The 21,169-nt window shown below is 53.4% G+C and carries 24 protein-coding genes; 23 read left to right on the top strand and 1 reads right to left on the bottom strand.

Annotated features, from left to right (window positions below; translation table 11 throughout):
* Window positions 1–96: 96 nt before the first annotated feature.
* A complete protein-coding gene (rluC, locus tag Dpoa2040_RS09245) occupies window positions 97–1,059 on the top strand; it encodes a 23S rRNA pseudouridine(955/2504/2580) synthase RluC (protein WP_042871204.1) in 963 nt (320 codons plus the stop codon).
* Window positions 1,060–1,108: 49 nt separating this feature from the next.
* Here rluC and Dpoa2040_RS09240 read toward each other — a convergent pair whose 3' ends face one another.
* Window positions 1,109–1,693 (bottom strand): nucleoside triphosphate pyrophosphatase, encoded by a 585-nt coding sequence (locus Dpoa2040_RS09240; RefSeq protein WP_168641064.1) that lies wholly within the window; start codon window positions 1,691–1,693, stop codon window positions 1,109–1,111.
* A gap of 160 nt (window positions 1,694–1,853) precedes the next feature.
* On the opposite strand from Dpoa2040_RS09240, the gene yceD reads away from it, so the two are divergent.
* From yceD to Dpoa2040_RS09130, 22 genes are all read left to right on the top strand, one after another.
* The gene (yceD, locus tag Dpoa2040_RS09235; RefSeq protein ID WP_042871201.1) at window positions 1,854–2,375 is read left to right on the top strand and encodes a 23S rRNA accumulation protein YceD; all 522 of its coding nucleotides are present in this window, start codon (window positions 1,854–1,856) and stop codon (window positions 2,373–2,375) included.
* 16 nt (window positions 2,376–2,391) lie between these two features.
* Window positions 2,392–2,562: a 50S ribosomal protein L32 gene (rpmF, locus tag Dpoa2040_RS09230; protein WP_012769343.1), complete on the top strand. Its 171-nt coding sequence runs from the start codon at window positions 2,392–2,394 to the stop codon at window positions 2,560–2,562.
* Window positions 2,563–2,588: 26 nt separating this feature from the next.
* Entirely contained in the window at window positions 2,589–3,635 is a 1,047-nt protein-coding gene (gene plsX, locus Dpoa2040_RS09225; protein ID WP_146411199.1) for a phosphate acyltransferase PlsX, read from the top strand.
* Between the two features lie 6 nt (window positions 3,636–3,641).
* Window positions 3,642–4,592, top strand: coding sequence for a beta-ketoacyl-ACP synthase III (locus Dpoa2040_RS09220; RefSeq protein WP_042871197.1), 951 nt, complete (start codon window positions 3,642–3,644; stop codon window positions 4,590–4,592).
* A 19-nt stretch (window positions 4,593–4,611) separates the two neighbouring features.
* Window positions 4,612–5,541 carry an ACP S-malonyltransferase gene (fabD, locus tag Dpoa2040_RS09215; RefSeq protein WP_042871196.1) on the top strand — a complete coding sequence of 310 codons (930 nt, stop codon included), beginning with the start codon at window positions 4,612–4,614 and terminating at the stop codon, window positions 5,539–5,541.
* A gap of 14 nt (window positions 5,542–5,555) precedes the next feature.
* Window positions 5,556–6,290 carry a 3-oxoacyl-ACP reductase FabG gene (fabG, locus tag Dpoa2040_RS09210; protein ID WP_042871194.1) on the top strand — a complete coding sequence of 245 codons (735 nt, stop codon included), beginning with the start codon at window positions 5,556–5,558 and terminating at the stop codon, window positions 6,288–6,290.
* 154 nt (window positions 6,291–6,444) lie between these two features.
* Window positions 6,445–6,681 carry an acyl carrier protein gene (gene acpP / locus Dpoa2040_RS09205; RefSeq protein WP_012765204.1) on the top strand — a complete coding sequence of 79 codons (237 nt, stop codon included), beginning with the start codon at window positions 6,445–6,447 and terminating at the stop codon, window positions 6,679–6,681.
* Window positions 6,682–6,762: 81 nt separating this feature from the next.
* A complete protein-coding gene (gene fabF / locus Dpoa2040_RS09200; RefSeq protein ID WP_042871192.1) occupies window positions 6,763–8,001 on the top strand; it encodes a beta-ketoacyl-ACP synthase II in 1,239 nt (412 codons plus the stop codon).
* A gap of 124 nt (window positions 8,002–8,125) precedes the next feature.
* On the top strand, window positions 8,126–8,929 hold the full coding sequence (gene pabC, locus Dpoa2040_RS09195) for an aminodeoxychorismate lyase (protein WP_168641063.1): 804 nt from the start codon (window positions 8,126–8,128) through the stop codon (window positions 8,927–8,929).
* Window positions 8,930–8,935: 6 nt separating this feature from the next.
* Window positions 8,936–9,967: an endolytic transglycosylase MltG gene (gene mltG / locus Dpoa2040_RS09190; RefSeq protein WP_168641062.1), complete on the top strand. Its 1,032-nt coding sequence runs from the start codon at window positions 8,936–8,938 to the stop codon at window positions 9,965–9,967.
* A complete protein-coding gene (tmk, locus tag Dpoa2040_RS09185) occupies window positions 9,960–10,604 on the top strand; it encodes a dTMP kinase (RefSeq protein WP_168641061.1) in 645 nt (214 codons plus the stop codon). The genes mltG and tmk overlap by 8 nt, the downstream gene beginning before the upstream one ends.
* Window positions 10,605–10,611: 7 nt before the next feature.
* Window positions 10,612–11,622 carry a DNA polymerase III subunit delta' gene (gene holB / locus Dpoa2040_RS09180; protein ID WP_168641060.1) on the top strand — a complete coding sequence of 337 codons (1,011 nt, stop codon included), beginning with the start codon at window positions 10,612–10,614 and terminating at the stop codon, window positions 11,620–11,622.
* A gap of 18 nt (window positions 11,623–11,640) precedes the next feature.
* Window positions 11,641–12,435: a metal-dependent hydrolase gene (locus Dpoa2040_RS09175; RefSeq protein WP_042871184.1), complete on the top strand. Its 795-nt coding sequence runs from the start codon at window positions 11,641–11,643 to the stop codon at window positions 12,433–12,435.
* Between the two features lie 316 nt (window positions 12,436–12,751).
* Window positions 12,752–14,185, top strand: coding sequence for a PTS glucose transporter subunit IIBC (gene ptsG, locus Dpoa2040_RS09170; RefSeq protein WP_042871182.1), 1,434 nt, complete (start codon window positions 12,752–12,754; stop codon window positions 14,183–14,185).
* Window positions 14,186–14,423: 238 nt separating this feature from the next.
* Complete coding sequence (locus Dpoa2040_RS09165; protein ID WP_168641059.1) at window positions 14,424–15,485, top strand: malate/lactate/ureidoglycolate dehydrogenase; 1,062 nt, start codon at window positions 14,424–14,426, stop codon at window positions 15,483–15,485.
* A 114-nt stretch (window positions 15,486–15,599) separates the two neighbouring features.
* Window positions 15,600–15,950, top strand: a complete 351-nt coding sequence (gene hinT, locus Dpoa2040_RS09160; protein WP_042871178.1) for a purine nucleoside phosphoramidase — start codon at window positions 15,600–15,602, stop codon at window positions 15,948–15,950.
* Window positions 15,951–15,957: 7 nt separating this feature from the next.
* Window positions 15,958–16,341 carry a YcfL family protein gene (locus tag Dpoa2040_RS09155; protein WP_168641058.1) on the top strand — a complete coding sequence of 128 codons (384 nt, stop codon included), beginning with the start codon at window positions 15,958–15,960 and terminating at the stop codon, window positions 16,339–16,341.
* 21 nt (window positions 16,342–16,362) lie between these two features.
* Window positions 16,363–16,956, top strand: coding sequence for a penicillin-binding protein activator LpoB (gene lpoB / locus Dpoa2040_RS09150; RefSeq protein ID WP_042871175.1), 594 nt, complete (start codon window positions 16,363–16,365; stop codon window positions 16,954–16,956).
* On the top strand, window positions 16,934–17,788 hold the full coding sequence (locus Dpoa2040_RS09145) for a phosphotransferase (protein WP_168641057.1): 855 nt from the start codon (window positions 16,934–16,936) through the stop codon (window positions 17,786–17,788). Before lpoB ends, Dpoa2040_RS09145 begins: the two co-directional genes overlap by 23 nt.
* Window positions 17,789–17,872: 84 nt before the next feature.
* Window positions 17,873–18,898, top strand: coding sequence for a beta-N-acetylhexosaminidase (nagZ, locus tag Dpoa2040_RS09140; RefSeq protein ID WP_168641056.1), 1,026 nt, complete (start codon window positions 17,873–17,875; stop codon window positions 18,896–18,898).
* 35 nt (window positions 18,899–18,933) lie between these two features.
* Window positions 18,934–19,476 carry an alpha/beta hydrolase YcfP gene (ycfP, locus tag Dpoa2040_RS09135; RefSeq protein WP_042871169.1) on the top strand — a complete coding sequence of 181 codons (543 nt, stop codon included), beginning with the start codon at window positions 18,934–18,936 and terminating at the stop codon, window positions 19,474–19,476.
* 289 nt (window positions 19,477–19,765) lie between these two features.
* Window positions 19,766–21,073: an NAD(P)/FAD-dependent oxidoreductase gene (locus Dpoa2040_RS09130; RefSeq protein WP_042871167.1), complete on the top strand. Its 1,308-nt coding sequence runs from the start codon at window positions 19,766–19,768 to the stop codon at window positions 21,071–21,073.
* The last annotated feature ends 96 nt before the right edge of the window (window positions 21,074–21,169 follow it).

Below are 21,169 nucleotides of genomic sequence, written 5' to 3'. Positions count from 1 at the left end.
TCGCGGACAGTAACAATATCTTCATAAGCCAGACTGACAGTTAAGCATAGAAAAAGATGTGGCGCTATCGGTGTGTGCTCTTTAAAATCCGCCTCCATGAAAACAGAGAATCCAACCGTACAGTTTCTGACAATTTCCCCTGAGGAAGCTGGTCAGCGAATCGACAATTTCTTGCGCACCCGGCTTAAAGGTGTGCCAAAGAGTATGATTTATCGCATTTTGCGTAAAGGCGAGGTGCGAGTGAATAAAAAACGTATCAAGCCGGAATACAAGCTGTTGGATGGCGATGAAGTGCGTATTCCGCCTGTGCGCCAGTCGGAGCGTGAAGAACCGGCGGTTTCCGCCAGTCTGGATAAAGTCTCAGCACTGGCGGATTGCATACTGTATGAAGATGATTATCTGTTGCTCCTGAATAAGCCATCGGGTACGGCAGTGCATGGCGGAAGCGGGCTTAGCTTCGGCGTGATTGAAGGACTTCGGGCGCTACGGCCAGAAGCGCGTTTTCTGGAACTGGTTCATCGTCTGGATCGTGATACCTCTGGTGTATTGCTGGTGGCTAAAAAACGTTCGGCGCTGCGTTCATTGCATGAACAATTGCGCGGCAAAAATATGCAGAAGGATTATCTGGCGCTGGTTCGCGGCCAGTGGCAGTCACACTGTAAGTCAGTGCAAGCGCCGCTGTTGAAAAATGTGCTGCAAAGTGGCGAGCGTATTGTCAGGGTAAATAGTGAGGGTAAGCCGTCGGAAACACTGTTTAAGGTGGAAGAGCGATTTGATTGTGCCACGTTGGTGCGTGCCAGCCCGGTGACGGGGCGAACCCACCAGATTCGTGTCCATACCCAGTATGCTGGTCACCCCATTGCTTTTGATGAGCGGTATGGTGATCGTGATTTTGATGCTCAACTGATGGATACCGGACTCAAACGCCTGTTTCTTCATGCGCAGGCATTGCGGTTTGAACATCCTCATACTGGTGAAACACTACGCATTGAGGCACCGCTTGATGCAGCTTTGCGCCATTGCCTGCTGGTTCTTCGGCAACGCCAAAACCAGAAATAAGTTGGCGTGCACGTCCTGGACTTGCGGCAGGGACGGAGCGCGCACATTATTATGGCAATAACGGGTTAACGCCTTCCTGGCGTAATAATTCCAGCAACGTAATCAGTGGTAAGCCGATAAGCGTATTTGGATCCCGGCCAGATAACCGGTCGAATAAGGTGATGCCAAGCCCTTCGCTTTTGAAGCTTCCGGCGCAGTCAACAGGATTTTCAATCTCAACATAGCGCTCAATTTCTCTGATGCCGAGTGTACGGAAATAGACATCGAATGGCTCCACGACACATTGCAGGCGTGTCGTTGCGCTGTTGAATAACGCAAGCCCAGTATAAAAGGTGATGCGCTGTCCACTGGCTTGCTGCAACTGGCGTATGGCGTTTTCCTGGGTATGGGGCTTGCCGGTAATGGTATCTCCCAATACACAGACTTGATCGCTGCCGATGATAAGGCTGTCAGGATAACGCCCGGCCAGTGACTGCGCTTTACCGATTGCCAGTCTGCGGACTAGCTCGACGGCACTTTCGCTATCATCAGGCGTTTCATCAAAATCAGGCGCTGCACATATAAACGGCAATCCCAGTTTTTCAAAAAGTGCTTTGCGATAAACAGAGGTAGAGGCAAGGACAATCCGGGACATAAATTTCAACCAGGTCATAGCGTAATCAGGTAATGCATTTTAAACTGCTTGTCGCTCTGGAAGCGAATTTGGGTGTGCGAAAGCAAATTTACGTGAAAGTACCGACATCGCCACCTTTTTCTTTGACTCTCCGTCATTACGACGTTAATATGCGCGCCCTATGCAAAAGGTAAAATTACCCTTAACCCTTGATGCGGTTCGCACTGCTCAGAAGCGTTTAGATTATGTTGGTATCTATACGGTTGAGCAGGTGATGCGTGTCGCCGAATCAGTGGTTAGTGTGGACAGTGATGTGAATGCGACTCTGTCGTTCAGCATTGACAGCCAACGGCTGGCAGTGATTGATGGGCAGGCTGATGTAACGGTGACGTTGCTGTGTCAGCGCTGCGGCAAGCCTTTCGAACATCAGGTCCACACCACGTTCTGTTTTAGCCCGGTCATCAGTGATGAACAGGCTGAAGCCTTGCCGGAAGCTTATGAACCTATCGAAGTCAATGAATTCGGTGAGGTTGATTTGTTGGCGATGATTGAGGATGAGCTCATCCTCTCTTTACCTATCGCGCCGGTGCATGATTCTGAACACTGTGAAGTGTCCGAAACGGATATGGTGTTTGGTCAGTTACCCGCTGAGGCGGAAAAACCGAATCCATTTGCCGTATTAGCCAGTTTAAAGCGTAAGTAATTAAGGAGTAAGGTCCATGGCCGTACAACAGAATAAACCTAGCCGTTCCAAACGTGGTATGCGTCGTGCTCACGATGCGCTGACCACTTCCGCTGTATCCGTAGATAAAGTTTCCGGCGAAACGCATCTGCGTCACCACGTCACTGCGGATGGTTACTACCGCGGTCGCAAGGTTGTTGCTAAGTAATTCTTGCGATTTAGCAAGGAAACACTTTGACGCGCCTAACCTTGGCGTTAGATGCAATGGGTGGGGATTTCGGTCCCTGCATTACAGTGCCTGCTGCGTTGCAGGCACTGGCTTCTAATCCAGACCTCCATTTGCTGTTGGTTGGCGATCCTTCCGCGCTTACTCCATTAGTTGCCAAAGTCGATTCCTCTTTACTCTCCCGTTTGGAAATCGTGCCGGCTGAATCGGTAATAGCTGGTGATGCGCGTCCGTCCCAGGCTATCCGAGCCAGTCGGCGGACATCTATGCGTATCGCTCTGGAGTTGATTCGGGACGGGCGGGCACAAGCCTGTGTTAGTGCAGGTAATACCGGCGCGTTGATGGGACTGGCGACGCTATTAATCAAACCCATTGAGGGCATTGATCGGCCTGCATTGGTGACCATGTTGCCTCATCTGCAACACGGAAAAAGTGTGGTGCTGGATCTGGGGGCGAATGTTGATTGCGACAGCACGATGCTGGTGCAGTTTGCCGTGATGGGATCCGTCATGGCAGAAGAGGTGCTTGGGTTAACGAATCCGCGAGTGGCGTTGTTGAACATCGGCGAAGAAGAGAGCAAAGGGCTTGCTAGTATCCGTGACGCAGCGGCGCAACTAAAAACGATGTCCTCTATTAATTATATCGGTTATCTGGAAGGCAACGAATTGCTGACCGGCAAAACGGATGTGATGGTTTGTGACGGCTTTGTCGGGAATGTCACGTTAAAAACCATGGAGGGGGTAGTGCGAATGTTTCTGTCTCTCCTGAAGGGAACGTCTGGCAGGGGAGAGCGTCGGCAAGCACAGCCATGGTGGTTGAAATTTTTAGGACGTTGGTTACAACGGCGTCTGGTCAGACGTTTCGGACACCTGAACCCTGACCACTATAACGGCGCATGTCTGTTAGGATTACGTGGAACTGTCATAAAAAGCCACGGTGCTGCGAACCAGAATGCGTTTGCTGTAGCGATTGAACAGGCGATGCAGGCGGTGCAGCGACAGCTCCCGGAGCGGATTGCGTCGCGACTAAAAGCTGTATTACCCAAGAGTGACTGAGCGTACATGTATACAAAGATTCTCGGAACGGGAAGTTATTTGCCCGCGCAAATCAGGACGAATGCTGATTTAGAAAAAATGGTGGATACGTCAGATGAATGGATTGTCACCCGTACTGGTATTCGCGAACGTCGCATTGCTGCTCCAGATGAAAGCGTTGCCGCTATGGGGTACCGTGCTGCGCTGAACGCGCTTGATATGGCAGAGATCGATAAGAATCGGGTTGGATTGCTTATCGTCGCGACGACATCGTCCAGCCATGCATTCCCAAGCTCGGCATGTCAAATCCAGCAGATGCTGGGTATTAAAGATATGATTGCTTTTGACCTCGCTGCTGCCTGCGCTGGATTTGCCTACGCATTAAGCGTTGCTGATCAGTATGTGAAAAGCGGCGCGGTAGATTACGCACTGGTCGTCGGCTCTGATGCGTTGTCCAGAACGCTTGATCCGACTGATCGTAGTACCCTGATTCTGTTTGGCGACGCGGCTGGCGCTGTGCTGCTGGGGCGTTCCGAAGAACCAGGAATCCTTTCTACGCATCTGCACGCGGATGGCAGTTACGGCAATCTTTTGTCATTGCCTAATACGAATAGGCAAGAGCCTACGCCTGCGTATCTGAGCATGGCGGGCAATGAAGTATTTAAAGTCGCTGTAACGGAACTGGCGCATATTGTTGAAGAGACGTTAGATGCGTCTGGCCTTGATAAAAGTAAACTCGACTGGCTGGTTCCCCATCAGGCAAACCTGCGCATTATCAGCGCCACGGCTAAAAAATTGGGCATGGGCATGGATAAAGTGGTAGTGACACTGGATCGCCATGGCAATACGTCCGCTGCATCTGTTCCTTCTGCGTTAGATGAGGCCGTCCGCGATGGACGAATTCAGCGTGGACAGTTGATTTTGCTGGAAGCGTTTGGCGGTGGTTTTACCTGGGGCTCTGCTCTGATTTGTTTTTGATTCATCAGGACGTATTACTATGACGAAATTTGCGATGGTATTTCCCGGTCAGGGTTCTCAGTCTGTAGGTATGTTGGCTGAACTGGCTGAACAGTTCCCGTTGATCAAAGAAACGTTTAACGAAGCTTCCTCGGTGCTGGGGTATGATTTGTGGCTGCTGTCCCAGCAAGGGCCAGCGGAAGAGCTGAACAAAACCTGGCAGACCCAGCCCGCACTGTTAACGGCATCTGTGGCACTTTGGCGTATCTGGCAGCAGCAGGGTGGTTTGTTGCCGGCATTGATGTCTGGCCATAGCCTGGGCGAATATTCTGCGTTGGTATGTGCTGGCGTGCTGGACTTCAAGCAGGCGGTCAGTCTGGTCGAGTTGCGTGGCAAGTTGATGCAGGAAGCGGTACCGGAAGGTACAGGGGCAATGTACGCCATCATTGGTCTTGATAACGACGCGATTGCCGCAGCCTGTGCCGAAGCAGCGCAAGGTCAGGTGGTTTCACCCGTTAATTTTAACTCGCCGGGACAGGTGGTTATTGCCGGAAATAAAGAAGCGGTTGAACGTGCTGGCGCAGCCTGCAAAGCCGCAGGGGCGAAACGCGCCTTGCCGTTGTCAGTCAGTGTCCCCTCTCACTGCGCACTGATGGAGCCGGCGGCTCGCAAACTGGCGGATGCGTTAGAGGCCATGACCTTCAATACACCGGAAATCCCGGTGGTTAATAATGTCGATGTACGCACTGAATCTGCCCCCGAAGCCATTCGCAGCGCACTGGTGCGCCAGTTGCATAACCCGGTTCGCTGGACCGAGTGTGTCGAATATATAGCCACCCAGGGGGTATCGACCCTGGTGGAAGTCGGTCCTGGCAAGGTGTTGTCCGGGTTGACCAAACGAATCGTTGACAGCCTTACGGCAACGGCGATTAATGATCCTGCTTCTTTATCAGCAGCGCTTGAACAGTAAAAACGGTGAAGATAATGAATTTTGAAGGAAAAATTGCCCTGGTGACGGGCGCAAGTCGTGGCATTGGTCGGGCGATCGCCGAGACGCTGGCTGCCCGTGGCGCTACCGTAATTGGCACCGCCACCAGTGAAAAAGGGGCTGCGGATATCAGCGCGTGGCTGGGGCCGAAAGGCAAAGGCTACGCGTTGAACGTTACGGATAGTGCCTCGATTGAAAGCGTTTTGGCCAGTATCAAAGAAGCATTCGGTGATATTGATATTCTGGTGAACAATGCCGGTATCACACGTGATGACCTGTTAATGCGTATGAAAGACGACGCCTGGCAGGAGGTACTGGATACCAACCTGAGTTCCGTTTTTCGTCTGTCTAAGGCGGTGTTACGCGCCATGATGAAAAAACGCTTTGGTCGCATCATCACTGTTGGGTCTGTGATTGGTTCCCGCGGCAACGCTGGTCAAGCTAACTATGCTGCTGCTAAGGCAGGACTGGTTGGTTTCAGCAAGTCGTTAGCTCAGGAAGTGGCGTCTCGCGGTATTACTGTCAACGTAGTGGCTCCGGGCTTTATTGAAACCGATATGACACGAGCATTGACAGAGGAACAGCGCACGGGCATTTTGGCGAATGTTCCTGCCAACCGGCTGGGTGATGCTAAAGAAATCGCAAGTGCTGTGGCGTTTCTAGCCTCTGATGAGGCGGGTTACATCACCGGCGAAACATTGCATGTCAATGGTGGCATGTATATGATCTGATGAGTAACACGGTAATTTGCGTTAATTTGCAGCGAAAACTGTAAAAAGCACAAAATCTTGGTTCGACCAGTCTTGATTTTGTTGCATCTTTTTCAACATTTTATACACTACGAAAACCATCGCGAAAGCGAGTTTTGATAGGAAATTTAAGAGTATGAGCACTATCGAAGAACGCGTTAAGAAAATCATCGTTGAACAGCTGGGTGTTAAGCCTGAAGAAGTCGTGAACAATGCCTCTTTCGTTGATGACTTGGGCGCTGATTCTCTTGACACTGTTGAACTGGTAATGGCATTGGAAGAAGAATTCGATACCGAGATTCCAGATGAAGAAGCTGAGAAAATCACGACTGTTCAGGCAGCCATTGATTTCATTCAGGCTAATCAGCAGTAATCGAACATATCTAGGCGGTCGTCCGACCGCCTAAGTTTTCTTCTACCTCAGTATCATTTTTTCCCTCCCTGGAGGATCAGCGTGTCTAAGCGTCGAGTAGTTGTGACTGGTCTGGGCATGTTATCTCCTGTCGGCAATACAGTAGCGTCAACCTGGAATGCTCTGCTTGCCGGTCAGAGTGGCATCAGCCTGATTGATCATTTCGATACTAGTGCCTATGCAACGCGTTTTGCTGGCTTAGTAAAGGACTTTAACTGTGAAGATTTCATCTCGCGCAAAGAAGCGCGCAAGATGGATGCCTTTATTCAATACGGGATTGCCGCAGGCATTCAGGCCATGCAGGATTCAGGCCTTGAGGTAACGGAAGCTAATGCGAGCCGCATCGGAGCCGCTATTGGGTCAGGTATTGGTGGCCTTGGACTGATCGAGGAAAACCATGGCGCGCTGATGCATGGTGGTCCGCGTAAAATCAGTCCGTTTTTTGTGCCATCCACTATCGTTAACATGGTCGCAGGGCACCTGAGCATCATGTTCGGCTTGCGTGGTCCTACCATATCGATCGCCACTGCCTGTACTTCTGGTGTGCATAACATCGGCCACGCTGCACGCATTATCGCGTACAACGATGCCGATGTTATGTTGGCCGGCGGGGCGGAAAAAGCCAGTACCCCTCTGGGGGTCGGCGGATTTGGTGCGGCACGAGCGCTGTCAACCCGCAACGACAACCCACAGGCGGCGAGCCGTCCGTGGGACAAAGATCGCGATGGATTTGTGTTGGGCGACGGCGCCGGTATTTTGGTACTCGAAGAGTATGAACATGCCAAAAAGCGTGGCGCGAAAATCTATGCCGAGATCGTCGGTTTTGGTATGAGCAGCGATGCCTACCACATGACCTCCCCACCGGAAAGTGGTGCAGGTGCGGCGCTGGCGATGGAGAATGCCTTGCGTGATGCAGGTATTTCTACGAGTCAGGTGGGTTATATCAATGCGCACGGAACGTCTACGCCGGCTGGTGACAAGGCGGAAGCACAGGCAGTGAAATCGGTTTTCGGTGCGGATACTCGCGTGTTGGTCAGTTCGACCAAATCGATGATCGGCCACCTGCTGGGTGCAGCGGGTGCGGTGGAGTCAATCTTTTGTATTATGGCGTTGCGTGATAACGCTGTTCCGCCGACCATCAACCTGGATAACCCTGATGATGGTTGCGATTTAGATTTCGTTGCGCACGAGGCTCGTCAGGTCGCCAACATGGAATACACCTTGTGTAACTCCTTTGGTTTCGGCGGCACCAATGGTTCCGTGGTGTTCCGTAAAGTCTGATGTGATGTTTTAATAATAAGCCCGGTTCTGCCGGGCTTTTTTTTGTCTGTTCAAAAATCAGATATTGCCGCTTGCCGGACGCAAAGACGGCTGACAGGCTTGCACCCTGGCCGAGGAGGCGGATATGTGGTGGATTGACGGGAAAGCAGAACAGCAATTACCGGTTTCGGATCGCAGCGTACAATTTGGTGACGGTTGTTTTACCACCGCCAGAGTCGTTGCAGGGCAAATAATATGGCTGGAGCGACATATTCTGCGGCTACAGCAGGCGGCGGAAAAATTGCTGCTGCCGGATGTTGACTGGCAACAACTGGGTGATGAGATGCAGCGGGCAGCAGCGGGCCGCGTCGATGGTGTGGTGAAGGTCATCATCAGCCGGGGGAACGGTGGCCGTGGCTATAGTCCGGCGGGATGTGACAACCCTGTACGCATAGTGATGCAGGCACCATATCCACAACATTACGTCAATTGGCGTCAGGATGGCATCCGGCTGGCGCTTAGCCCGGTTACGCTGGCGCAAAGCGCGTGGCTGGCGGGTATCAAACATCTGAACCGACTGGAGCAGGTGCTGATCCGCACGCATCTTGAACGCTCTGGTGCCGACGAGGCACTGGTGCTTGACACCTCCGGTGCGCTGGTGGAATGCTGTGCGGCTAATTTATTCTGGCGCAAAGGAAAGCGGGTGTTTACGCCGGATATCGCGCTTTGCGGCGTTGACGGTGTGGCTCGTCGGCATATTATGGCGCTGTTGCAGGCCTCTGCGTTTACGCTTCATGTGGTGTCAGAACCACTGGAGGCGTTGGCAGATGCGGACGAAGTGCTGGTGTGTAATGCGCTGATGCCGGTTATACCTGTAAACCAGGCGCATATCTGGTGTTATCGCTCACGAGAGTTGTTCGACTTTCTGAGTCCTAATTGTGAGTTGTGATGCGTTATGAAGAGAATAAAGTGGGGTCTTGGGATTATTGTTCTATTGGTAATCGGTGTCTGGATTGGGTGGAAGCAAATACAGCATTTCGCCGCTTCACCGCTGACCATCAAACAGGAAACCATTTTTACTCTCCCTGCCGGCACGAATCGTGAAGGCTTAAAAGATTTGCTGGTGGAACAGCAGATTGTTGGCGACAGTCACTGGTTTGCGTGGTTGCTGTATCTGGAGCCGGAACTGTCGACCTTTAAAGCCGGAACTTATCGGTTGATGCCGGGTATGGCGGTGCGCGAGATGTTGGTGTTGCTGGCCAGCGGCAAAGAAGCGCAGTTTTCGCTGCGGTTCGTGGAAGGCTCACGCCTGAAGGACTGGCAGGAAACGCTGAAGTCTGCACCTTATCTCAGGCACACGCTGGACGATAAAACTCCACAGGAGATTGCTGAAGCGGTAGGGTTGAAAGACAAGCCCAATCCTGAAGGCTGGTTTTATCCGGATACCTATCTCCATACTGCCGGGATGAGTGATAAATCGATCCTGCAACGTGCGCATCAGCGGATGGTAAAAATACTGAATGACGTCTGGGCTGCGCGGGATGAGGGATTGCCTTATAAAACCCCTGAAGAGCTACTGGTCATGGCGTCGTTGATTGAAAAAGAAACGGCAATTAATGACGAGCGGCCATTGGTGGCGTCGGTGTTTATCAATCGTCTGCGTGCGGGGATGCGGCTGCAAACTGACCCGACGGTGATCTACGGAATGGGCGAGAGTTATAACGGTGTGATTACCCGCAGTGCGCTGGAGGCTCCCACACCATACAATACCTATGTCATCAGCGGGTTGCCGCCAACGCCTATTGCCATGCCGAGTAAGGCATCACTTGAAGCGGCAGCGCATCCGGCCAAGACCAGCTATCTCTATTTTGTGGCCGACGGCAAAGGTGGTCACACATTTACCTCTAACCTGAACGATCATAATCGTGCCGTACAGGTATATCGTTCCGCGCAGGCTGCTGCTGCCGGAAAGGAAAAGCATGAATAGTAAATTTATTGTGATTGAAGGCCTGGAAGGTGCAGGCAAGACCAGCGCTCATACTGTGGTAGTGGAAACGCTGCGGGCATCGGGCATTGATGATGTCATTTTTACCCGCGAACCCGGCGGCACGCCGCTGGCGGAAAAACTGCGTGAGCTTATCAAACAAGGCGTCGCAAATGAAAAGCTGACAGATAAAGCGGAATTACTGATGTTGTACGCAGCACGCGTGCAACTGGTGGAAAACGTGATTCGCCCGGCGCTGGCCCGTGGCGCTTGGGTAGTGGGTGATCGACATGATCTTTCTTCTCAGGCTTATCAAGGGGGAGGGAGGGGGATCGATCCGCACCTGATGACCTCGTTGCGGGATACGGTGCTGGGTGATTTTCGCCCCGATTTGACGCTTTATCTGGATATCCCACCTGAGCTGGGGCTGAAACGCGCTCGCCAGCGCGGTGAACTGGACCGTATCGAGCAGGAGTCGCTGGCGTTTTTCGAACGAACCCGTGCGCGCTATCAGCAATTGGCGGCAGCCGATGCGTCTATCGTGACGATTGATGCATCCCGCGAGCTGACTCAGGTCAGCGCCGACATTCGGCAGGTGTTGTCCAACTGGTTGCGGCAATTAAACGGGCGAGGGGAGTGAGCCGTTGATGGAGTGGTATCCCTGGCTGAATGTCCCTTACCGCCAGTTGCTGGCGTCGCATCAGGTGAAGCGCGGTCATCACGCGTTGTTGCTACATGCCATTGATGGCATGGGCGATGCTTCGTTGATGTACGCATTTAGCCGTTGGTTGCTGTGCCAGCAGCCGGAAGGGGCAAAGAGTTGTGGACGCTGCCATTCCTGCGAATTGATGAATGCGGGTACCCACCCAGATTGTCATACCCTCAGTCCTGAAAAAGGCAAACTCAGTCTGGGCGTTGATGCGGTGCGCGCTGCGCTGGAGCAGGTGTACCAGCGTTCACGACAGGGTGGGGCAAAGGTGGTCTGGCTGCCGCTGGCGGAAAATCTCACCGAAGCCGCGGCTAACGCGTTGCTGAAAACGTTGGAGGAGCCGCCGGCGCAAACCTATTTCCTATTGGGATGCCGCGAGCCAGGCCAGTTGCTGGCAACGTTGCGCAGTCGCTGCCTGCATTTGTATTTGGATGTGCCGACTGAGCAGCAAGGCATACAGTGGCTACGTGCACGCGGTCATAATGATGAGACGGCGGTTCAGAGTGCGTTGCGGCTGGCTGCGGGTGCACCATTGGCGGCTGACGCCTTGTTGCAACCTGATAGCTGGAAGGCGCGCCAGATGGTCTGTCAGCAGTTAAGTCACAGCTTGCAATCTGGTGATGCATTGGCGCTGTTATCCGTGCTGAATCATGATGATGCCGACCGCCGTATCCATTGGGTATGCGCCTTGTTTCTGGATGCGCTGAAATGGCGTCATCAAGCCGCTGGTCAGCGCACTAACCAGGATCAGGCATCGCTGGTGGCGCAACTGGCATCACAACTTGGCGATGCCCGATTGCATCATAGCCTGCGGCGTTGGCTGTACTGTCGTTACCAACTGTTGTCGGTGACGGGCGTTAACCGCGAATTGTTATTAACGGAACTACTGCTGGCGTGGGAGAACCTGTTGTCATCTCCGACGCTACCGGTGCCGTCATTTTTTTCCTGAATATCGGAAGTCCTGATTATGTTGTTAGTTGATTCCCATTGTCATCTTGATGGTTTGGATTATCAGTCGCTGCACAAAGATGTCTCTGACGTACTGAATAAGGCTCGTGAACGTGATGTGGGCTTTTTGCTGGCGGTTGCCACCACATTGCCGGGATTTCGCGCCATGACCGAGTTGATCGGCGAGCGCGACAATGTGGCGTTTTCCTGTGGCGTGCATCCGCTCAGTCAGGAAGCACCATACGATTTTGCTGAATTGCGTACGCTGGCAGCCTTGCCATCGGTAGTGGCGTTGGGGGAAACCGGGCTGGATTACTATTATCAGCAGGAGACTATTGCGCAACAGCAGGCGTCATTCCGTGAGCATATTCGTATTGGTCGGGCGCTGAACAAGCCGGTGATTGTGCATACCCGTTCCGCCCGCGAGGATACACTTGCCATCCTGCGTGAAGAAAAAGCGCAAGAGTGTGGCGGCGTGCTGCACTGTTTTACCGAAGATAGGGAAACGGCGGAGAAACTGCTGGATTTGGGATTCTATATTTCCTTTTCCGGGATCGTGACTTTCCGTAATGCAGATGCCTTGCGCGACGTTGCCCGCTATGTACCACTGGATCGGCTGCTGATTGAAACCGATTCCCCCTGGCTGGCGCCGGTTCCCTACCGCGGCAAGGAAAATCAGCCCGCCTACGTACGCGATGTGGCTGAATATCTGGCTGTACTCAAGAATGTCAGTCTCGAACAACTGGCATCCACCACCACCGAAAATTTTGCCCGACTATTCCACATTGATGCCGCACGGTTGACCGTGGCCTGATACTGGTTGAGAATACGCGAGTTTTTTTGGGCTTCGTAATTAATCGCTGATAATCCCTGCTATTTTCGGCCTATTCTGTACTGTGGCGGGGATTGATTTTAGCGTTAGATCACAAACCATAAGACTTCTGATAGTAACGTGGGTTTCCCATGAGTTGAAACGTGACTGCTATCAAACATTTGACGCGGTAATTATTTTACCCTGCGTAAAAATTAATGAGGATGCATATCACATCCCGACCGCATGAAGGATGACCTCCCCACCTTCAGTGAACTGTCAGAAGTAGAAGCACTATTACTCAGGAGCACTCTCTATTATGTTTAAGAATGCATTTGCAAACCTGCAAAAAGTAGGTAAATCGCTGATGCTGCCAGTGTCCGTGCTGCCTATCGCCGGTATTCTACTGGGCGTCGGGTCGGCCAACTTTAGCTGGCTGCCAGCAGTTGTTTCCAGCGTGATGGCGCAGGCGGGTGATTCGGTTTTTGCCAACATGCCGCTGATTTTTGCTATCGGCGTGGCGTTGGGCTTCACCAATAATGACGGCGTGTCTGCGCTGGCTGCGGTAGTTGCTTATGGCATTATGGTGAAAACCATGGCGGTAGTCGCGCCGCTGGTGCTGCATATGTCGCCGGCGGATATCGCTGCTAACCACATGGCCGACACCGGCGTGTTGGGGGGCATTATCGCTGGTGCGATAGCCGCCTCCATGTTCAACCGCTTTTACCGTATTCGGTTGCCGGAATACCTCGGCTTTTTTGCCGGTAAGCGCTTTGTGCCGATCATTTCCGGCCTGACTGCCATTATTAGCGGTGTGGTGTTGTCGTTCATTTGGCCGCCGGTGGGCAGCGCGATTCAGACGTTCTCTCACTGGGCTGCTTACCAGAACCCGGTGCTGGCGTTTGGTATCTATGGCATCGTTGAACGTAGCCTGGTACCGTTCGGTCTGCATCATATTTGGAACGTGCCGTTCCAGATGCAGGTTGGTGAATTCACCAACGCCGCCGGTCAGGTGTTCCATGGCGATATTCCGCGTTATATGGCAGGCGACCCGACGGCGGGTAAACTGTCTGGCGGCTTCCTGTTCAAAATGTATGGTCTGCCGGCTGCTGCTCTGGCTATTTGGCATTCGGCTAAACCAGAAAACCGTGCCAAAGTGGGCGGCATCATGATCTCCGCCGCGCTGACCGCGTTCCTGACCGGTATTACCGAACCTATCGAGTTTTCCTTCATCTTCGTAGCGCCGATTCTGTATGTCATCCACGCCATTCTGGCTGGCCTGGCATTCCCGATCTGTATTCTGCTCGGTATGCGTGACGGCACCAGCTTCTCGCATGGCCTGATCGACTTCATCGTGCTGAGCGGCAACGGCAGCAAGCTGTGGCTGTTCCCGATTGTCGGCCTGTGCTACGCCGCGGTTTACTACACGGTATTCCGCGTGCTGATCGCCAAATTAGACCTGAAAACTCCGGGTCGTGAAGAATCGTCCTCTGAGCAGTCTGCTCAGGGCAGTTCTGAAATGGCAGCGTCGCTGGTGTCCGCATTTGGCGGTAAAGAAAACATCACTAACCTGGATGCCTGTATCACCCGCCTGCGTGTCAGCGTGAGTGATGTGTCCAAGGTTGACCAGGCCGAGCTGAAAAAACTGGGCGCTGCGGGTGTGGTGGTTGCTGGCTCCGGTGTGCAGGCGATCTTTGGTACCAAGTCCGACAACCTGAAAACCGATATGGATGATTACATCCGTAATCACTGAAATATTCGTCACTACTGACGAATGACAGGGAGTTGACGAAAAGGGGCTACGGCCCCTTTTTTACATCCTGACATTTCCTGGCAGGACAGAATCGGAGATTCGGCAGTAGGATGATAAAAGTTGTCGTGCATGATACATCTGTTGTCATTACCGACAGCGTAATAATTAACGCCGCCCTGAATAACAACATCGTCCGTCAAGGGCGTATAACCACATCATCTTTCAGAGGGAACAGCGAATGCAGATTTCAGCTGAGCGCTTAACGCAGATAGCCTATGAACTGTTACGTCATGTCGGGTGTGACCACGATGAAGCCGAGTGTGTGGCGCTTCATCTGGTCGGCGCCAATCTCAAAGGGCATGACAGCCATGGAGTCGGTATGTTGCCGGAATACGCCAATTTTATCGCCGCAGGCACCATGTGTCCTAATACCCCGGCTCGCCTGTTGCAGGATAACGGCGCGGTGCTGCAATTTTCCGGTGATCGCGGATTCGGGCAGCGAACCGGGCGCGAGGCGATGCTGGCGGCGATTACGCGAGTGAAAACCACCGGCGTTTGCCTGATGACGCTGGCATCAACTTGTCATCTGGGCCGCATCGGCAACTACGGTGAAATGGCGGCACAGGCTGGGCTGATTTCGATCCATTTCGTCAACGTTGGTGATATTGCACCGCTGGTGGCGCCGTTTGGCGGCAGCGAAGCACGCTTTGGTACCAACCCTATTTGTATCGCTTTTCCGGGCAGTGATGACAATCCCGACTTTATTCTGGATTTTGCTACCAGCATGGTGGCGCTGGGCAAAACGCGCGTGGCCTGGCTGGCGGGTAAAACCTTTGATGAGCCGGTAATGCTGGACCATGACGGGCGACCAAGCGCTGACCCTAGAGTGATGTGGGAAGGTGAGACAACCGGTGCATTGTTGCCGATTGCGCGTCACAAGGGCGGCGGCCTGATTCTTGCTGCGGAATTGCTGGCGGGCATTCTTTCCGGCGGTGGCACCATTCATCCGGGTAACCCGCGTGAAGGCGCTATTGTTAACAACATGACCACTATTCTGATTGACCCGACGAAGCTGGTGGGTATGGCGTGGCTGCAACAGGAATATGATGCCATGCTGGCGTATGTTCGCGCATCGCGTTCGCCGGATCTGTCCTCGTCGATTTTGGTTGCCGGTGAACCAGAGCGTCTGGCCCGTCAGCAGCGCCTGGCTGAAGGCATCTCCATTTCTGACGGTGAGTGGAGAAAGATTACCGATGCCGGGTGTTCGCTGGGGATGCCTGCGGAATTTTTCGAGGCATAGCTCTGTGGACAGGGCATGGCAACCATCGACAAAGAGAGTTGAAAAATATTGGATTTATCACTCATACTGCAAGCCGGATTGCTGAATAGCGCTCGTTTTTAAAGGAACTGTGTTATGGCTGAAGAAACCATTTTCAGTAAAATTATTCGTCGGGAAATCCCTGCCGATATCGTCTATCAGGACGAACTGGTGACGGCTTTTCGTGATATTGCGCCGCGTACGCCTACCCACATTTTGATTGTGCCGAATGTTCTGATTCCTACTTTGAATGATACCGCGCCGGAGCATGAAGCTGCGTTGGGCCGCATGATCACGGTTGCTGGTAGTCTTGCCCGTCAGGAAGGGATTGCAGATGACGGTTACCGTCTGATTATTAACTGCAATCGCCACGGCGGACAGGAGGTGTATCACATCCATATGCATCTGCTGGGTGGCCGCCCACTGGGGCCGCTGCTGGCTGGTTGATGCGGTCATGCGGATATTGTTACCGGGCACATGGCTCGTGCTGCTGCTGGGAATGTCGCTTATCGGATGCAGCAAGACAGCCAGCCTGAGCATTAATTCCAAACAGACGCTGGTGCTGGACGCCTCGGTAACGGCTGCCGGCATCAGCGCTTCTCGCCCGTCGCTGTCGCGTGGCAGCGCAGGTCAGCAGGCGTCTGCCCGTATCAGCAATAGGTCGGAGCAACCGGTGGCGCTGCACTATCGCTTTTACTGGTATGATCAGCAAGGGCTGGATGTCCCGCCGCTGGGGTCCAGCCAGACGGTGGTAGTCCCTGCTCATACGGATATCTCCCTTGGTGCGACGCATACCAATCCGGCAGCCAGTCAGGTGCGGCTTTATCTTTTTCTCTGATGCGTGATTGAGAGGATAGACATGAAAAAATATCTTGGCATCGTGCTGGTGGCGCTGGTCATTGCAGGTTGTAGCAGCCGTGAGCCGCAAACAGAACAACCGGCTACCATTGAGCCTGCCGTTCCAGCCAGGCCGGTGAAACCGCAACTGCCATCACCAGAAAGCCAGCCGTTGCCAACACCGCCAAAAATTCAGGTACCGGTACTCAACTGGTCGGCTGCGGTAACGCCGCTGGTTGGGAAGATGGTGAAAACAGATGGCATCGCCAGGGGCAGCATTCTGCTGTTGAATAAACTCAAGAACAATACCAATGGTTCGCTGCAAACCGCTCAGGCGACGACGGCGCTGTACAACGCGTTGGCTGCGTCCGGGCAGTTTACCATGGTGTCTCCTGAGCAATTGGGCGTGGCCCGGCAGTCACTGGGATTATCCGAAGAGGATAGCCTGGAATCACGCAGCAAAGCGGTAGGGCTGGCCCGTTACCTTGGCGCACAGTATGTGCTGTATGCCGATGCCAGTGGAGACGTGAAAGCGCCGGATTTGTCGATGCAACTGATGCTGGTGCAGACCGGTGAAATAGTCTGGTCCGGCAATGGCACGGTACGCCAGCAGTGAGGCGCTGAACGCGCTGTTACAGCAGGCTTTGCCGGCGGTAGCGACCGCCGGTTTTCATTTACAGCCGATTAATGGCTTGAGTCACCAAAGCTGGCTGGTGGCTTCTCCGGTCGGGATGTGGCTGGCGCGTGGAGAAACGCCGCAAGGGCGGCAACTGGGAGCGTCTCGACAGCGCGAGTTTCAGGTGCTGCGCAAACTGAGTGGGCAGTCACTGGCACCGCGTCCGGTGTGCTGGCGAGAGGGGTGGTTGCTGGTAGAGTGGCTGGCAGGCGAGCCGGCCAATGCCCGTCAGTTTGCGCAATCACTGGCGGAAGGACAGCTGGCGGCATTGATGGCGCGTCTGCATCATGTGCCGCGTTATGGCTACCCACTACCGTTGAAACGCCTGATGGCCCAGCACTGGCAGCATATGGACCCGGCCCGACGTTCGCCACGGCTAATGCGTGCCTGCCAACGGGTGATCAACAAGCCATTACCGACGCCGTTACTGATTGCGCCGCTGCATCTGGATGTGCATCCCGGTAATCTGTTGTGTACGAATAAAGGATGGCGGTTGATTGACTGGGAGTACGCGGCGGATGGCGATATTGGGCTGGAACTGGCGTTGCTGTTCCGCGGCGGTGAACTGAATGACGCGCAGCAACAGGATTTTTTGCAAGCATACTGCCAGCACTGGCCCGGTTTGTGTCCGACCTCATTGCGACGGCAGGTCGCGCGTTGGCAATATTGGGTGGATTATCTGGTGCTGATGTGGTTTGAAGTTCGCTGGCGACAGACTGGTGAGGCGTATTACCGGCAAACGGCCAATGCGTTGCGTGACACGACGGGATGATCTGACTGAGCGCTGTCTGCCAGGTTAGTCACCGGTGTGCGCGGTCTGGCCGTGACCAATGGCAATTAACAGAAAGAGGTTTTTGTGGGTCCGTTAATGTTAGATGTGGCCGGCTATGAGCTGGACGCAGAAGATCGCGAGGTGCTGGCGCACCCGCTGGTAGGGGGCGTGATCCTGTTTAGCCGCAATTTTCACGATGCCGACCAACTGGCAGAGCTGGTGCGTCAGACGCGGCGCGCTTCACGTGAACGGCTGGTAGTGGCGGTGGATCAGGAAGGTGGCCGGGTACAGCGGTTTCGTGACGGTTTTACCGCACTGCCGGCTGCGCAGTCTTTTGCCGCATTAAATCCGTTACCGCAGGCACAACAACTGGCGCAAGAGGCTGGCTGGGTGATGGCGGCGGAGATGACCGCCATGGATATCGATATCAGTTTCGCGCCTGTGCTGGATGTGGGTCATCAGAGCGCCGCGATTGGCGACCGTTCCTTCCACCACGACCCGGATACCTTGCTGGCGGTGGTTGAGCATTTTATTGTGGGTATGCGTACCGCCGGTATGAAGGCGACAGGCAAGCATTTCCCTGGACATGGCGCGGTAACGGCAGACTCCCATAAGGAAACGCCGCGAGACGGGCGACCGCTAGCGCAGATTCGGGAACGGGATATGCGGGTATTTCGGGACCTGATCGCTCGGCAGCAGTTAGATGCCGTGATGCCTGCGCATGTCATTTATAGCGATGCCGATCCTAGCCCGGCCAGCGGGTCGCCGTACTGGCTGCGGCAGATATTGCGTCAGGAATTGGGATTCGGCGGCATCATCTTTTCTGATGACCTGTCGATGGAAGGCGCGGCGGTGATGGGGGGCTATGCGGAGCGTGCACAAGCCTCACTGGATGCAGGCTGCGACATGATTCTGGTCTGCAATCAGCGTCAGGGGGCGATTAACGTATTGGATAATCTGCCTGTGGTCAACGTACCGGGGCTGGAGACGCTTTATCATCGTGCAGTGATAACGCGACGGGAACTGCTGAATTCATCGCGCTGGAAGCAGGCGACGTCGCAGTTGACGGCACTGAGTGAACGCTGGCAGGCACATAAAGCGGCGAGTTAAATCACCCGCTAAACAACGCTGGAGGGAAAGCACAGATGATCATCTATTTGCACGGTTTTGATTCAAGCAGTCCGGGTAATCATGAAAAAGTGCTGCAGTTGCGGTTCATCGACCCGGATGTCCGACTGATAAGTTACAGTACCCTGCATCCACGTCATGACATGCAGCATCTGCTTAGGGAAGTGGATAAGATGCTGCAAGGGAATGCAGATGATTGTCCGCTGATTTGCGGCGTTGGACTGGGGGGCTTCTGGGCTGAACGCATCGGTTTTCTGTGTGATATCCGTCAGGTGGTGTTCAACCCCAATCTGTTCCCGCAAGAGAATATGGCAGGCAAAATTGATCGCCCGGAAGAATACGTCGATATCGCCACCAAATGTGTGGAGAATTTTCGAGAGAAAAACCGCGACCGTTGTATGGTCGTGTTGTCGCGGCATGACGATATGCTGGATAACCAGCGCAGCGCCCGCCTGCTGGGCGAGTATTACGAAATCATCTGGAACGAGACAGAAGGCCATAAGTTCCGTGATATCTCTTCACACCTGCAACGTATCAAAGCCTTTAAATCATTAGGCTGATTTTCCCACCGGTTGTTTTTCATGGTTGTCAGGCCCGCGCCATGCGGGTTTGACAGCGCATCCTTTTTTTAAATTCACTCTAATTCGTTGTCTTAACCTGTCTAATTTTGCATGTTGGCGATATGTAACTAAAATAAATTGATATAAATCAATTTTGGTATGACCAAATGACCTTACATGGTATTCTCATAGCAGATATCCCATTTTATTTTCATAACCATATGTAATTAAAGGATATTGTTTTTTACTCTTTATTAACTATTGGTTCACAAATTTTCAGGGGGTCATTTTGACATCATTGCCAATCAAGAAAATCGTGATTGTCGGCGGTGGCGCCGGAGGGCTGGAATTAGCAACCAGCCTGGGTCGCAAGCTGGGGCGTAAAAATAAAGCAGAAATCACATTGGTGGATCGCAATCACAGCCACCTGTGGAAACCGCTGCTGCACGAAGTCGCAACCGGCTCGCTGGATGATGATATGGATGCGCTGAGCTACCTGGCGCACGCCCGCAATCATCATTTCAATTTCCAACTGGGTATGCTGACCAATATTGACCGTGAACAGCGTTCTATCCAACTGGCTGAAATCCGTAATGAACAGGGGGAACTGCTGGTGGCGGCCCGTTCATTGCCGTACGACATCCTCGTCGTTGCGTTGGGCAGTACCTCCAATGACTTCGGCACGCCGGGTGTCAAAGATCACTGTATTTTTCTGGATAACCCGAAACAGGCGCGCCGTTTTCATAATGAAATGCTCAACCTGTTCCTTAAATTCTCTGCCTCTCAGGGCGAAAACGAGAAGGTTAATATTGCGATTGTCGGGGGCGGCGCTACCGGGGTGGAGTTGTCCGCTGAGCTACACAATGCAGTAAAACAACTACACAGTTACGGGTTTGACAGCCTCAGTAATCAGGCACTGAACGTGACGCTGGTGGAAGCGGGCGAGCGTATTCTGCCTGCATTGCCACCGCGTATTTCTGCGGCGGCGCATCATGAACTGACCCAACTCGGTGTTCGCGTTCTGACCAAAACCATGGTGACCAGCGCTGAGCAGGGAGGGCTGAATACCAAGGATGGCGAATTTATTGACGCCGACCTGATGGTGTGGGCAGCGGGCATCAAAGCAGCCGACGCCATGAAGGACATCGCTGGTCTGGAAACCAACCGGATTAACCAACTGATGGTGGAGCCAACGTTACAGACTACGCGCGATCCGGCCATTTTCGCCATTGGCGATTGTGCCTCTTGCCCTCAGCCGGGCGGCGGTTTTGTGCCTCCGCGCGCGCAGGCTGCGCATCAGATGGCATCGCGTTGTTACAGCAACATTCTGGCGTTGATGAATAATCAGCCGCTGAAACCCTATGTCTACAAAGACCACGGTTCGCTGGTGTCATTGTCCAAATTCAGTACCGTTGGCAGCCTGATGGGCAACCTGATGCGCGGCTCGGTGATGGTGGAGGGACGGATTGCCCGCTTCGTTTACATTTCGCTATATCGTATGCATCAGATTGCACTGCATGGCTATCTCAAAACCGGCCTGATGATGCTGGTCGGCAGCATCAATCGAGTCATTCGTCCTCGTCTTAAACTGCACTAAAATCGGATTTTTTCTGGTCCTGCGTCTTTGGTTGCCTGCCGTCTGGCGGGCAACCTGTCATTCCTGATGCTGCTATTGCCTGGACATACAATTTCC

Source organism: Dickeya sp. CFBP 2040, from assembly GCF_012273755.1.
In the GTDB taxonomy this organism is placed as follows: domain Bacteria; phylum Pseudomonadota; class Gammaproteobacteria; order Enterobacterales; family Enterobacteriaceae; genus Dickeya; species Dickeya poaceiphila.
The sequence above is the reverse complement of the archived record's forward strand: the minus strand, read 5'-3'. Positions and strand labels throughout refer to the sequence as shown.